10 protein-coding genes are annotated in these 14,255 nt (G+C 69.2%); 8 read left to right on the plus strand and 2 right to left on the minus strand.

Annotation, left to right across the window (positions count from 1 at the left end; genetic code table 11):
• The first annotated feature begins 8 nt into the window (after positions 1–8).
• The gene (gene smc / locus ACFTS5_RS00485) at positions 9–3,635 is read left to right on the plus strand and encodes a chromosome segregation protein SMC (protein WP_378626352.1); all 3,627 of its coding nucleotides are present in this window, start codon (positions 9–11) and stop codon (positions 3,633–3,635) included.
• Between the two features lie 29 nt (positions 3,636–3,664).
• Here the strand turns inward: smc and ACFTS5_RS00490 are convergent, their stop codons facing one another.
• Positions 3,665–4,585, minus strand: a complete 921-nt coding sequence (locus ACFTS5_RS00490) for an NmrA family NAD(P)-binding protein (protein ID WP_378626354.1) — start codon at positions 4,583–4,585, stop codon at positions 3,665–3,667.
• 123 nt (positions 4,586–4,708) lie between these two features.
• On the opposite strand from ACFTS5_RS00490, the gene ACFTS5_RS00495 reads away from it, so the two are divergent.
• On the plus strand, positions 4,709–5,482 hold the full coding sequence (locus ACFTS5_RS00495; protein ID WP_378626355.1) for a TetR/AcrR family transcriptional regulator: 774 nt from the start codon (positions 4,709–4,711) through the stop codon (positions 5,480–5,482).
• Here the strand turns inward: ACFTS5_RS00495 and ACFTS5_RS00500 are convergent.
• Complete coding sequence (locus ACFTS5_RS00500) at positions 5,466–5,855, minus strand: DUF2237 family protein (protein WP_019048221.1); 390 nt, start codon at positions 5,853–5,855, stop codon at positions 5,466–5,468. The genes ACFTS5_RS00495 and ACFTS5_RS00500 overlap by 17 nt on opposite strands.
• 154 nt (positions 5,856–6,009) lie before the next feature.
• On the opposite strand from ACFTS5_RS00500, the gene ftsY reads away from it, so the two are divergent.
• The 6 genes from ftsY to ffh all read left to right on the plus strand — a co-directional run bounded on the left by ftsY (position 6,010) and on the right by ffh (position 14,158).
• A complete protein-coding gene (gene ftsY, locus ACFTS5_RS00505; RefSeq protein WP_378626357.1) occupies positions 6,010–7,524 on the plus strand; it encodes a signal recognition particle-docking protein FtsY in 1,515 nt (504 codons plus the stop codon).
• Positions 7,525–7,838: 314 nt separating this feature from the next.
• Complete coding sequence (locus tag ACFTS5_RS00510; protein ID WP_378626359.1) at positions 7,839–9,185, plus strand: ammonium transporter; 1,347 nt, start codon at positions 7,839–7,841, stop codon at positions 9,183–9,185.
• Between the two features lie 5 nt (positions 9,186–9,190).
• Positions 9,191–9,529, plus strand: a complete 339-nt coding sequence (locus ACFTS5_RS00515) for a P-II family nitrogen regulator (protein WP_067449485.1) — start codon at positions 9,191–9,193, stop codon at positions 9,527–9,529.
• A 91-nt stretch (positions 9,530–9,620) separates the two neighbouring features.
• Positions 9,621–12,065 (plus strand): [protein-PII] uridylyltransferase, encoded by a 2,445-nt coding sequence (locus ACFTS5_RS00520; RefSeq protein WP_378626361.1) that lies wholly within the window; start codon positions 9,621–9,623, stop codon positions 12,063–12,065.
• A 132-nt stretch (positions 12,066–12,197) separates the two neighbouring features.
• A complete protein-coding gene (locus ACFTS5_RS00525) occupies positions 12,198–12,512 on the plus strand; it encodes a hypothetical protein (RefSeq protein ID WP_245914691.1) in 315 nt (104 codons plus the stop codon).
• Positions 12,513–12,592: 80 nt separating this feature from the next.
• On the plus strand, positions 12,593–14,158 hold the full coding sequence (gene ffh / locus ACFTS5_RS00530; RefSeq protein WP_378626362.1) for a signal recognition particle protein: 1,566 nt from the start codon (positions 12,593–12,595) through the stop codon (positions 14,156–14,158).
• Positions 14,159–14,255: the final 97 nt, after the last annotated feature.

Raw genomic sequence — 14,255 nt, forward strand, 5'->3', positions numbered from 1 at the left:
GAGTTCTCTTGCATCTGAAGAGCTTGACGTTGAAGGGTTTCAAGTCCTTCGCGTCTGCCACCACTTTGCGCTTCGAACCGGGCATCACCTGCGTCGTCGGGCCGAACGGGTCCGGTAAGTCCAATGTCGTGGACGCGCTGTCGTGGGTGATGGGCGAGCAGGGTGCCAAAGCGTTGCGGGGCGGGAAGATGCAGGACGTCATCTTCGCCGGGACCGTCGGGCGGGCTCCGCTCGGGCGTGCCGAGGTGACACTGACCATCGACAACTCCGACGGCGCGCTGCCCATCGACTACGCCGAGGTGTCGATCACCCGGCGGATGTTCCGCGACGGCGCGGGCGAGTACGAGATCAACGGCAGCACGTGCCGGCTGATGGATGTGCAGGAACTGCTGTCGGACTCGGGTATCGGGCGCGAGATGCACGTCATCGTGGGTCAGGGCAGGCTGTCGGCGATCCTGGAATCGCGACCGGAGGATCGGCGCGCGTTCGTCGAAGAGGCCGCGGGCGTGCTCAAGCACCGCAGGCGCAAGGAGAAGGCGGTCCGCAAGCTCGACGCGATGCAGGCCAACCTCGCCCGGCTCACCGATCTCACCACCGAACTGCGCCGCCAGCTCAAGCCGCTCAGCCGCCAGGCCGAGGTCGCCCGCCGCGCGCAGACCGTGCAGGCCGACCTGCGCGACGCCCGGCTGCGATTGGCCGCCGACGACCTGGTCACCCGCCGCGGCGAGCTGGAATCCCAGCTCAGCAAAGAGGCCTACGCCCGCGAACAGCAGATCAACGTGCAGACCGAACTCGACGCCGCCAACGCCGCACTGGCACAGCAGGAGTTCCAGCTGTCGCGGCTGAGCCCCAGCGCCGAGGCCGCCGCGCAGACCTGGTTCCAGCTCTCGGCGCTGACCGAACGGGTCAACGCCACCATCCGCATCGCCAGCGACCGGGCCCGGCATCTGCACACCGAGGCGCCGGTCGGCACCGGACGCGACCCGGACCAGCTCGAAGCCGAGGCCGACCGGATCGAAGCCGAAGAGGCCGAACTGCGGTACGCGGTCGAGATGGCCACCGAGACCCTCGAAGCCGCCCGCGAAGCCCTCGCCGAGCGGGAACACGCCGCCAAGGCCGCCGAGCAGGCGCACCTGGCCGCCGTGCGCGCGATCGCCGACCGGCGCGAAGGGCTGGCCCGGCTGTCGGGCCAGGTCGACACGTTGCGCACTCGCGCCCAGTCCGTGGACGCCGAGATCGCGCGGCTGTCCGTGGCCATCGCCGACGCCCGGCACCGCGGTGAGACCGCGCAGGTCGAATACGACTCGGTGCAGGACGAACTCGGTGAACTCGACGCGGGCGAGAAGGGTCTGGACGCCCAGCACGAACACGCCGTCGCCGCCCAGGAACTGGCCGACGAGCGCGTGCGGGAACTGCGGGAACTCGACCGGGAGGCGAGCAAGCTGGTCGCCCGGCTCGGTGCCCGCATCGAAGCGCTCGGGATGAACCTGGCCCGCAAGGACGGCGCGGCCTGGCTGCTCGAACACGGGGTGAGCGGGCTGGGCGGACGGCTGTCGGGCCTGTTGCGCGTGCAGTCCGGGTTCGAGGCCGCGGTGGCCGCGCTGCTCGGTCCGCTCGCCGATGCCATCACCGCCGATACCGCGACCACCGCCGACTCGGCGGTGCGGGAATTGCGCAGCGGTGACGGTGGCCGGGTGGCGTTCGTCTTCGCCACCGACGCGGCGATATCGGCCGAGCGTTCCGCGTTGCCCGCCGGTGCGCAGTGGCTCGCCGACGTGCTCGAAGGCGACGAGCAGGTACGCCCCGCGCTGGCCGCGCTCACTGCCGACGTGGTGGTCGTCGACGATCTGGCGACCGCTACCGAGCTCGTCGCCCTGCGCCCGGAACTGCGGGTGGTCACCCGCGACGGCGATCTGGCCGGTGCGGGCTGGATCGTCGGCGGTTCGGAACGGATGCCGAGCCAGCTCGAGGTCCAGGCCGATATCGACACCGCCACTGCGGAATTGGCGGCCGCGCAACGGCGGGCCGAGGAGCTGGAGGCCGCGCTGGCCGGCGCGCTGGCCGAACAGACCGACCGCAAGGACGCCGCCGACCACGCGCTGATGGCGCTGCACGAATCCGATCAGGCGCTGCTGGCGATCTACGACCGGCTCGCCCGGGTCGGGCAGAACGCCCGTGCGGCGCAGACCGAGGGGGAGCGGCTTTCCACCCAGCGCGCGGAAGCCGAAGCGGCGCGGGAGAAGTCGCTCGCCTCGCTCGCCGAACTCGAGGACCGGCTGCGGCACGCCGAGATCGAACACGACGGCAGCGACGACAGTTACGGCGCCGCGAGCACCGAGACCGCGGGCTATGCCCGTGAGGAAGCCGCCGCCGCGCTCGCCGAGGCCCGGACCATGGAGGTCGAGGCCCGACTGTCGGTGCGCACCTCGGAGGAGCGCGCGGAATCTGTTCGCGGCAAAGCGGATGCGCTGCGCAGGGCGGCCCGTGGGGAGCGGGAGGCCAGAGCTCGCGCCGAACGCGCGCAGGCCGCTCGGCGCCAGGCTGCCGCTGTCGCCGCAGCCGTCGCCGAATCGGGTACCGAGATCAAGAACGAACTCGAGCAGGTCGTGGCCGCCGCCGCGGCACGGCGTGACGAATTGGTCCGTCGCCGTGGCGAATGCGCGGCCGCGCTGGAACAGGTGAAGGAACGCGCACGCGCGCTGAACACCCAGCTGACCCAGCTCACCGACGCCGTGCACCGCGACGAAGTCGCCAAAGCCCAAGCGGCACTGCGCATCGAACAGCTGGAGACGACGATCTCCGAACAGTTCGGCATCGCGCTCGCCGACCTCGTCGCCGAATACGGGCCGGACGTGCCGTTGCCGCCCTCGGCGCTGGAGCTGCACGAGTACGAGGAGGCCAAGGAGCGCGGCGAGCAGGTCAGCGTGCCGCAGCCGATGCCCTACGACCGGCCGACCCAGGAGCGCCGCGCCAAACGCGCCGAGAAGGACCTCACCACTCTCGGCAAGGTCAATCCCCTTGCGCTGGAAGAGTTCGCGGCCCTGGAAGAGCGCTACACCTTCCTGGCCACCCAGCTGGAGGACGTCAAGAACGCGCGCAAGGACCTGCTCGACGTGGTCGCCGAAGTCGACGCCCGCATCCTCCAGGTGTTCACCGAGGCCTACGCCGATGTGGAACGCGAATTCGTCGGCGTCTTCGGGAAACTGTTCCCCGGCGGCGAGGGCAGGCTGGTGCTCACCGACCCGTCGGACATGCTCACCACCGGCATCGAGGTCGAGGCGCGCCCGCCCGGCAAGAAGGTGAAGCGCCTCTCGCTGCTCTCCGGTGGCGAGAAGTCGCTCACCGCGGTCGCGTTGCTGGTCGCCATCTTCCGCGCTCGCCCCTCCCCGTTCTATGTGATGGACGAGGTCGAGGCGGCCCTGGACGACACCAACCTGCGCCGCCTCATCGGTCTGTTCGAGCAGCTGCGGGAGAAGAGCCAGCTGATCGTCATCACCCACCAGAAGCCGACCATGGAGATCGCCGACGCCCTCTACGGCGTGAGCATGCGCGGCGACGGCATCACCCAGGTCATCTCCCAGCGGCTGAACCGGGCCGAGGTCACCGACCCCGACCCGGTCCCGGCCTCTGCCTGAGGTCGGCGCTCGCGCGGCCGGACGGATTCTCAGCCGAACCGGGTCGCCGGGACCGCGGAGTCGATCCGGTCGATGATCCGCGCTGTGCCGCCGCGGGCGAGCCAATTCCGCAGGGAGGTCAGCTCTGGGTACAGGGCGCGCAAGGCGGGGATGTCGGCGTGCCAGCCGCCGGTGTCGCGGATCAGCCGCCAGGTGTTGCCGAGCTGGGGGCCGATCGCGTCGGCTTCCTCCTCGGTGACCTCGCGGTAGTGGACGGGGCGACCGATGGCGGCACCGATGGTAGCGGCCGCGTCGACGGGCGTGATGGCATCGCCCGCGAGCTCGAGGATGCGGGTGTGCCAGCCTTCGGGGTCGGCGAAGGCCAGGGCAGCGAAGGCGGCGATGTCATCGACGGCGATCATCTGGAGCGGGCGATCGGCGGGGAACAGGTGCGGGTGTTCGCCGCCGTCGCGGATACCGTCGACAGGGGAGCCGTGCAGGAGGTAGTTCTCCATGAACCGCACAGGGCGCAACACCGTGTAGCGCAGACCGGACGCGGCGAGAGCCTCTTCGATCTGCCGTTTGCCCTGCTGGCCCCATGATTTCGCATCGCCCATCGTCGCGACGCCAGTGAACACGATCTGTTCGGCACCGGCGGCGCGGGCCGCGTCGATCATGGCGATACCGCGGCGGGCCTCGGTGTCCTCGCCCCAACCCTCGACGCGGTAATCGGCTGGGGGAACGAGAAATACGGCTCGGGTTCCGGTCGCCGCCACCCGCAGGGACGCCGCGTCGTCGAAGTCGCCGACCGTCAGTTCGGCGCCGGCATCGGCCAGTGCGCGGGCGGCGGGGGAGTCGGGGTCGCGCACCAGCGCGCGAACCGGGTGGCCTTCGGCGAGCAATCTGTGGGCGGTGGCGCCACCCTGCTTGCCCGTCGCGCCGGTGATCAGAACGGGAAGTGCTGACGTCATTGCGGAGGAGCTCCGTTTCGTGATCGATCGTGTGCCTACAATCGGGTCGGTCGACCCGTATTCCGGACGGTACGGGTGGTCGCACCCGGTTGGCCAGGTCCGGAGCAGGAAAGGCGTAACGAAATGACGGATGAGGACGGCGTGGAACCGGCGATCCGGTCCGACGCGCGCCGCAATCGCGCGCTGATCCTGGCTGCCGCGCAGCGTGCGCTCGCCGAACGCGGCGCCACCGTCTCGCTGGCCGAGGTGGCCCGCCGCGCCGGTGTCGGCGCGGGCACTGTCCACCGGCATTTCCCCACGAAAACCGATCTGCTGGAAGCGGTTATGCAACAGCGCGTCGACCGGCTGGCGGCGCTGGCCGCCGACCACCTCACCGATCCGGATCCGGGCGCGGCCTTCTTCGCCGTGTGCACCCACGTCATCGTGACCACACCCGGCAACAAGGACCTCTGCGACCTGGTGCAATCCGACGACGGCTGGCCGCGTGCCCTGCTGCGCGGAGCGGGCAACCGCTTCCATCGCGCACTGGGCGCGCTGCTGGCCTCGGCTCAACGTCAGGGCGCGGTCCGGCGCGACGTGGTCGTCACCGATGTGCTGGACATCTTCACCGGATGCGTTGCGATCCAACGACATCGCCGCGCCCGGGACCCACTCGCCCCGGCCGTCGCGCTCATCCTCGACGCCCTGCGCGCTCACCCGTCACCCGTAACGGAACATCCGACAATGAACCGTAACGAAACGGCGGAAGGTAACGAAACTTCCGCACCCTGCGCCGTCTGCGGCGCACCCGTCCGGAAACCGGCCACCGGCAGGCCGGCCCGCTACTGCTCCCCGGCCTGCCGCCAGAAGGCCCACCGCCTCCGCAACGGGTCGCGGCCCCTTACAGCAGGTCGCTGACGTCGTCGGGGACGTCTACGGCATATTTGCGCAGGATGTCCATGGAGATGACCTCCAGCGCGTTCTCATGGGTCGCGGCCAGCACCACGGGTGCGGCTACGCCGTCCTCGTGGGCGTGCAACCAGCGGACCGCCACCACACACCAGCGGTCGCCCGGTTGCAGCCCGGGGAAGTTGTTCTCTGGGCGTGGGGTGCTGAGGTCGTTGCCGATGGAGGCCTGATGCTCCAGGAATTCCGCCGTCACGACGGTGCACACGGTGTGGCTGCCGAGATCCTCCGGACCGGTGCTGCAGCAGCCGTCCCGGTAGAAGCCCGTGAGAGGATCGGTGCCGCACTCTTCCAGCGGCCCCCCAAGCACGTTTCGATCGGTCACTCCGCCGATCCTATGGGGCAACCGCCAGAAGTTCCGCAGGACAACGAATCTGTAGTGTTTCCGCCATACGGCTACAGGCCCGCGATCGGGCCGCCGACCCGCCGCGCAGACGCCGCCGACGTGCGGCAACTCCCCGCCCGAATAGACTCGCCGGGTGAGTTCGCAAGCGTGGATCCTGATCGCCGCGATCGCCGCCGTCCTGTTGGTGGCGCTCGTCGCGGGTTTCGTCCTGTACAAGCGACGCCAGATTTCGCTGGCCCCGCCCGAGCCGGACAAGGAGTTGACGGACCGCTCCGGTGGTTACACCGCGTCCGGTGGATTCAGCTTCAGCCAGGGCGGCTCGACGGCGACCGTGCCGAAGCCCGAACCCGTTCCCGAACGCACCGATACCGATGGTCAACCGCACGTCGGCGACGACGCCGCGGTCCCGCGTGACGCCCCGCGCCGCGGGATCACCGATGTTCCGCTGCCCGAGGGCGATGTCGCCGTCGACGAGCCCGTGGTCGTCCCCGACGACGCGTCCGCCCTCGACACGGTCGCACCTGCCGAGCCTGACACCGAGACCGCGGACACGGCCCCCGCGAAGACCGCGCCGACCGACCCGGCTGTTACCGAAGTCGAGCCCGCGGATACATCCTCGACCGAGGCTCCCGCCGCACCGGCCACCGAGACCGCACCCGCCCCGGCCGAGACCGCCCCGGCCGAACTCGACGCCACCACCACCGCGATCGACGAGATCGACCCCACCACCGGCCGCCTCGTCCGACTGCGCGGTCGCCTAGCCCGTTCCCAGAACGCGGTCGGCAAGAGCCTGCTCGGCCTGCTCGGCGGCGGCGACCTCGACGAGGACTCCTGGGAAGAGATCGAAGACACCCTGGTGCTGGCCGATATCGGCACCGCGAGCACCGCCAAGATCGTCGAACGCCTGCGCGAGGAGATGGCCTCGCGCAGCGTGCGCACTCCCGAACAGGCTCGCGCCGCCCTGCGTGACGTGCTCATCGAGGCGCTGCGTCCCGAGCTCGACCGTTCCATCCACGCCCTCCCGCACGGCGACAAGCCCGCGATCCTGCTCGTGGTCGGCGTCAACGGCACCGGTAAGACCACCACCACCGGCAAACTGGCCCGCGTGCTCGTCGCCGACGGACGCCGGGTGCTGCTCGGCGCCGCCGACACCTTCCGCGCCGCCGCCGCCGATCAGCTACAGACCTGGGGCGAACGGGTGGGCGCCGAGACCGTGCGCGGTAAAGAGGCCGCCGACCCGGCCGCCGTCGCCTTCGACGCGGTCACCGCGGGCATCGACCGGGGAGTCGACGCGGTCCTCGTCGACACCGCGGGCCGCCTGCACACCAAGACCGGCCTGATGGACGAGCTGGGCAAGGTCAAGCGGGTCGTGGAGAAGAAGGGCGAGGTCGACGAGGTGCTGCTGGTCCTCGACGCGACCGTCGGCCAGAACGGCCTGATGCAGGCCCGGGTGTTCGCCGACGTCGTCGACATCACCGGCGTGGTCCTCACCAAGCTCGACGGCACCGCCAAGGGCGGCATCGTGTTCCAGGTGCAGCACGAACTGGGTGTGCCGGTGAAGCTCGTCGGCCTCGGCGAGGGCGCCGACGACCTGGCGCCGTTCGAGCCGGGCGCGTTCGTCGACGCGCTGCTCGGGGGTACCGCGTAACGGTCCCGCCGATGCCCGCCCGATCCAGCGATCGGGCGGGCATCGCTGTTTTCCCGGGCTGACATCACTGTTTCCGGACAGTGGTGGTGTGGGGAATCGCCGCGCGAACTCGCGGCGAATCGCACATCCGTACCAACCTCACCGTGAGCTGACAGGCTCGTGCCAACCACGCGAAACGTGGATGCAACACAACAGCGCTATCCGTTCACTCAGGTGAAACACCACAGCTCAACGGATGAAACACCGAGTGGCGACCCTTCTGTACAGGTCCTTTTGCCGTCATCGGCAGGGCCCGAGATGAGGAGGAACACAAGGTGGCATTTCCACTGATCGGCGCACCGGACGCCGGTGACACCGCCTGGATGCTGGCGTCAGCGGCCCTCGTGCTGTTGATGACGCCGGGTCTGGCGTTCTTCTACGGCGGTATGGTCCGTGGCAAGAACGTGCTGAACATGATCATGATGAGCGTCTCCGCGATGGGCCTGATCACCATCCTGTGGTGTCTATACGGCTTCTCGATGGCGTTCGGCGAGGACAAGGGAAAGCTGGTCGGTGACCCGCTCCAGTACTTCGGCCTCAAGGGCGTCCTGGGCGGCGACTATCTAGCGACTACCGACCCCGCGGCCCCCGCCGCCATCCCGCTGTTCGGCACGATCCCGCTCTCGGTGTTCGTCGCCTTCCAGCTCATGTTCGCGATCATCACGGTCGCACTCATCTCGGGCGCGGTCGCCGACCGCTTGAAGTTCGGGTCGTGGCTCGTATTTGCCGGAATCTGGGCCACGGTCGTCTACTTCCCCGTCGCGCACTGGGTGTTCGCCTTCAGCGGCTACACCGGTGAGAACGGCGGCTGGATCGCCAACAACCTCAAGGCGATCGACTTCGCCGGTGGTACCGCGGTCCACATCAACGCCGGTGCCGCCGGTCTGGTGCTCTGCCTGATCCTGGGCAAGCGCAAGGGCTGGCCGAAGACGCCGTTCCGCCCGCACAACCTGCCGTTCGTGATGCTCGGCGCCGGTCTGCTGTGGTTCGGCTGGTACGGCTTCAACGCGGGTTCGGCGCTGAGCGCCAACGGTGTCGCGGGTGCCACCTTCCTCACCACCACGATCGCCACCGCCGCCGCCATGATCGCCTGGCTGCTCGTGGAGAAGATCCGCGACGGTCACCCGACCTCGCTCGGCGCTGCCTCGGGCATCGTCGCCGGTCTGGTCGCGATCACCCCGGCCTGTTCCTCGGTCAACGTGGTCGGCGCCCTGGCTGTCGGTGTCGTCTCCGGTGCGCTGTGCGCCCTGGCCGTCGGCCTGAAGTTCCGCTTCGGCTTCGACGACTCGCTCGACGTCGTCGGTGTGCACCTCGTCGGTGGTCTGGTCGGCACGCTGATCGTCGGACTCGTCGCTACCAGCGAAGCTCCCGCGGGTGTCGATGGACTGTTCTACGGTGGTGGGGTCGAGCAGTTGAAGCTGCAGGCCGTCGGTGCCTTCGCCGTTCTCGCCTACTCGCTGGTCGCCACGGCCGTCATCGCGTACGCGATCAAGTTCACGATCGGCCTGCGCGCCAGTGAAGAATCCGAGTCTGCGGGCCTGGATGAGTCCGAGCACGCGGAAACCGCTTACGATTTCGCTGCTGTGGGTGGCACGGCACGCACGCTCGTCAAGGAGGCATGACGAACATGAAACTGGTTACGGCAATCGTCAAACCGTTCACGCTCGAAGATGTGAAGTCCGGGCTGGAACAGGCAGGCGTGCTCGGCATGACCGTCAGCGAAGTCCAGGGATACGGCCGGCAGAAGGGCCACACCGAGGTTTACCGCGGTGCCGAGTATTCGGTGGACTTCGTGCCCAAGGTCCGGGTCGAGGTCGTCGTGGACGATGCGTCGGTCGAGAAGGTCGTCGAGGTGATCGTCGAAGCCTCGCGCACCGGCAAGATCGGTGACGGCAAGGTGTGGGTGACCCCGGTGGACACCATCATCCGCGTCCGTACCGGCGAACGCGGAAGCGACGCACTGTAATTCGGTAGGGCACGCACGATAAATCGATCGAGCGGCGGCCCCGCTCCCACCGGTGAGACTGATCCGGTCGGGGCGGGGCCGCCCGCATGAAATGGTGGTGTGGGCTGTGGCACAGCGGAACGGTGGTATTCAGAACAACGGAGCGGCGGACCTGGTCAAGGCCAGGGCGCAACTGCTCGACGGAGCGGGCACCCGCAATCCGCGGCTCGATCCGGAATCGCTGCGCGAGGCCTTGGTCGACCTGTTCGAACTGTGGCTCACCAGTAAGGGCAACGAACTCGGCATCACCGCCGACAGCGGCCTCTCGCTCGTCGCGGTGGGTGGACTCGGCCGCCGCGAGATGCTGCCCTACTCCGATCTCGACCTCGTGCTGCTGCACGACGACGTCGACCCCAAGGTGGTCTCGGCGGTCGCCGATCAACTCTGGTATCCGCTGTGGGACGCCCACATCAAGCTCGACCACAGCGTGCGCACCGTGCCGCAGGCGCTGCGGGTGGCCGCCGACGACATGATCGCCGCGCTCGGCCTGCTGGAGGCGCGCCACATCGTCGGCGACCAAGACCTCAGCAATCTGCTCATCGGTGGCGTGCGCCGGGAATGGCGCACCGGTATCCGGTCCCGCTTCGACGATCTGATCGCCCAGACCACCGCGCGCTGGCAGCGCAGCGGCGAGATCGCCCATCGCGCCGAACCCGATCTCAAGAACGGTCGCGGCGGGCTGCGCGATATCCAGCTGCTCGACGCGCTCTCGATCGCCCAATTGACCGACGCCATGCCGGGATTGGGTCCCGAGGTCCCCGGCGGCGGCCTGAAACAGGCACACCGCAGGCTCCTCGATGTGCGCACCGAACTGCACCGCGTCGCAGGCCGGGCCCGCGATCAGCTGCGCGCCCAGGACGCCGACGAGATCGGCGCCGCGCTGCGCATCGGCGACCGCTTCGATCTCGCCCGGACATTGACCGATTCGGCGCGTACGGTGAGCTATTCGTGCGACGTCGGTCTGCGCACGGCCGCCAACGCGTTACCGCGGCGCGGCCTGGCCAGACTGCGCCGCATGCCGGTGCGCCGACCACTCGATGAGGGGGTGGTCGAGCACTCCGGCGAGGTCGTGCTCGCCAGAGACGCCCGCCCGCAGCGTGATCCCGGGCTGATCCTGCGCGTCGCGGCGGCGTCGGCGCAGACCGGGCTGCCGATGTCGGCGACCACGCTCAACCGGTTGTCCGAGGACGCGCCCGAACTGCGCGAACCGTGGCCCAAGGACGCGCTCAACGATCTGCTCGTCCTGCTCGGCGCGGGCCGCGGCAGCATCGACGCGGTCGAGGCGCTCGATCGAACCGGATTGTGGGGCAGGCTCTTTCCCGAATGGGGTGCGGTCCGCGATCTGCCGCCGCGCGATGCGATGCACACCTGGACCGTCGATCGGCACCTGATGGAGACGGTCGCCTACGCGAGCAGCCTGAGCACCAGGGTCGCCCGGCCCGACCTGCTCGCGCTCGGCGCGCTGCTCCACGACATCGGCAAGGGGCGGCAGGGCGACCACAGCATCGTCGGCGCCGAGCTGGCCACCCATATCGGCCGCAGGCTCGGAATGTGGCCTTCGGATGTGCGCACCCTCAGCGCGATCGTGCGCCACCACCTGCTTCTGCCCGACACCGCGACCCGGCGCGACCTCGACGACCCGGCGACCGTGCAGCACGTCGCCGACGCGCTCGGTGGTGACGTCGGCCTGCTCGAACTGCTGCACGCGCTCGCCGAGGCCGACTCGATGGCGACCGGCCCCGGAGTATGGGGCGATTGGAAGGCCTCGCTGATCGGCGAGCTGGTGCGCCGCTGCCGGCTCGTCATGGCGGGCGAGCCGCTGCCACAACCGGAACCGATCGACCCGGAGCTCCTGGACAAGGCCAGGGCAGGCGGCGTGCACGTCACCCTCGCGCCCGGTGACGGCAAGCACACCTTCGTGGTGACGGTGATCGCCCCCGATGAGCCCGGCCTGCTCTCCGACGCCGCCGGTGTCCTGGCACTGCACTCGTTGCGGGTGCTCTCGGCCGCACTGGGCAGCGCGGGGGACTCGGCGATCAACACCTTCGTGGTGATGCCGAAATTCGGCGATCCGCCGGACGCGGGTCTGCTGCGTCAGGAACTCATCCGGGCCTCCACCGGCGCGCTCGACCTGCCCGCGGTGCTGGCCAAACGCGAAACCGACGCTGTCGGGACCGGGCCCGGCCGGTACGCGCGCGCCGCGCCGCGCCTGATCTGGTCACCGAGCAGCACTCCCGGACAGGTGATCCTGGAGCTGCGCGCCGACGACCGGATCGGTTTGCTGAGCAGGCTGGCCGGTGCGTTCGCCGCGACGGGAGCCAATGTCCGATGGGCCAAGGTGGTCACGATGGGCTCGGCTGTGGTCGACGCCTTCTGCCTCGATCTGGGCGACACCGACAGCCCAGCGCTGCGCGACCGGATCGAAAAGGCCGTCCTGGACGTGGTTCCGCGGCCCGCGCCCACCCCGCCGCCGACCGAAACAGCCGACGCCGACTGATACCGCAAGGACACGGTTTACTCACTGATTGCTATCAGGTTGCTACACAGCGTCCTCGCGGCCCGATAAGTCGATATGGGACCTATAGCATTCCCCTGGTCCGGCTGTCACTCGTACGAGGGGAGCTGATCCGTGGCTATCGAAGTCGTTTCCGCGTCGATGATGACCAGCGACGCGACCGCGCACATCGCGCGGTGCGTCGGTGGTGACCTGTGGGTGGTTTCGTGGTTGCCGGGTCGCACCCTCAGTGGTGCGCAGGCGCTGGCCGCGATGACCATCGCCTCGACCGCCGCCCACCACGCCGACAGTGCCGATTCCGAATGGCTTCGCATCGAGGCGCTCTCGCGGGAACTCGGCCTCACCGGCAGAGAAGCGGTGTATCTGGTGGACATCGAATCCCACGAGTTGCGCCGCACGGCGCCACCGCACGTGCAACATACCGAATAACCTCCATTACCCTGGGAGGGCAAGAGACGTCCGGCTTCGGTCAGACGACCTGAGACCCTTTCAGATCAGGAGCGCGATCGGTGTTCGAATCCCTGTCCGACCGGCTTACCGGTGCACTGCAGGATCTGCGCGGTAAGGGGCGTCTGTCACCGGCCGACATCGACGCCACCGCGCGCGAGATCCGCCTCGCACTTCTCGAGGCCGACGTCGCGCTGCCCGTGGTGCGCGGCTTCATCGCCAACGTCAAAGAACGCGCCAAGGGCGCGGAGGTCTCCGGCGCGCTCAATCCCGCGCAGCAGGTCGTCAAGATCGTCAACGAGGAACTCGTCGCGATCCTGGGTGGCGAGACCCGTCGCCTCAATCTCGCCAAGAACCCGCCGACGGTCATCATGCTGGCCGGTCTGCAGGGTGCGGGTAAGACCACTCTCGCGGGCAAGCTGGCCAAATGGCTCAAGGGTCAGGGGCACCAGCCGTTGCTGGTGGCCTGTGACCTCCAGCGTCCCGGCGCGGTCACCCAGCTGCAGGTCGTCGGTGAGCGCGCGGGTGTGCCCGTGTTCGCCCCGCACGGCGGCACCTCCATCGGTGGCGGCGAAAACCCGCTCGGGATCACCGCGGCCGACCCGGTCGCCGTCGCCGCGGCCGGTATCGAAGAAGCCAAGGCCAAGCAGTACGACGTGGTCATCGTCGATACCGCCGGTCGCCTCGGTATCGACGCCGAGCTGATGCGCCAGGCCGCGGGCATCCGCGATGCCGTGCAGCCCGACGAGACGCTGTTCGTGCTCGACGCGATGATCGGTCAGGACGCGGTCAGCACCGCCGAGGCCTTCCGCGACGGCGTCGGGTTCACCGGTGTCGTGCTCACCAAGCTCGACGGTGACGCCCGCGGTGGTGCCGCTCTGTCGGTGCGCAACGTCACCGGCGCGCCGATCATGTTCGCCTCCACCGGTGAGAAGCTCGAGGACTTCGACGTCTTCCATCCCGACCGGATGGCCTCGCGCATCCTCGGCATGGGCGATGTGCTCACCCTCATCGAGCAGGCTGAACAGGTCTACGACGCCCAGCAGGCCGAGGAGACCGCGCGCAAGATCGGCAGCGGCGAGCTCACCCTCGAGGACTTCCTCGACCAGATGCTGGCCATCCGCAAGATGGGCCCGATCGGCAACCTGCTCGGCATGCTGCCGGGTGCGGGCCAGATGAAGGACGCGCTGGCCGCGGTCGACGACAAGCAGCTCGACCGGGTGCAGGCGATCATCCGCGGCATGACCCGTGCCGAGCGGGACAACCCGAAGATCATCAACGCCTCGCGCCGCCTGCGCATCGCCAACGGTTCCGGCGTGCAGGTGTCCGAGGTCAACCAGCTCGTCGACCGGTTCTTCGAAGCCAAGAAGATGATGGCGATGATGGGCAGGCAGATGGGCATGCCGGGAGCTCGCCGCGGCAACAACAAAAAGGGCGGCAAGAAGGGCAAGAAGGGCGGGCGTGGGCCCACGCCGCCGAAGGTGCGCGGCGGGTTCCCCGGCATGCCCGCCGGGATGCCGGGCCTGCCGCCGGGCATGGATCTGTCGAACATGCCGCCCGGCCTCGATCAGCTGCCGCCCGGCCTGGACGGCATCGATCTGTCCCAGCTGAAGTTCCCCAAGAACTGAGTTGTCGGCGCGCTGGCGCGCGCGTGTCCGCGGCCCTGAGGGGCCGCGGACCGGCCACTTCGTGGCCGCCGCTCCCTCAGGGTCGCGGGTGGTGGTC

Source organism: Nocardia sp. NPDC056952 (assembly GCF_042674185.1).
Classification (GTDB): domain Bacteria; phylum Actinomycetota; class Actinomycetes; order Mycobacteriales; family Mycobacteriaceae; genus Nocardia.

What these genes read in the sequence shown, in the direction of transcription:
- ACFTS5_RS00490 (WP_378626354.1), bottom strand. Translation starts at nt 4,585, where the DNA reads ATGACGTCAGCACTTCCCGTTCTGATCACCGGCGCGACGGGCAAGCAG.
- ACFTS5_RS00495 (WP_378626355.1), top strand. Translation starts at nt 4,709, where the DNA reads ATGACGGATGAGGACGGCGTGGAACCGGCGATCCGGTCCGACGCGCGC.
- ACFTS5_RS00515 (WP_067449485.1), top strand. Translation starts at nt 9,191, where the DNA reads ATGAAACTGGTTACGGCAATCGTCAAACCGTTCACGCTCGAAGATGTG.
- ACFTS5_RS00520 (WP_378626361.1), top strand. Translation starts at nt 9,621, where the DNA reads ATGGTGGTGTGGGCTGTGGCACAGCGGAACGGTGGTATTCAGAACAAC.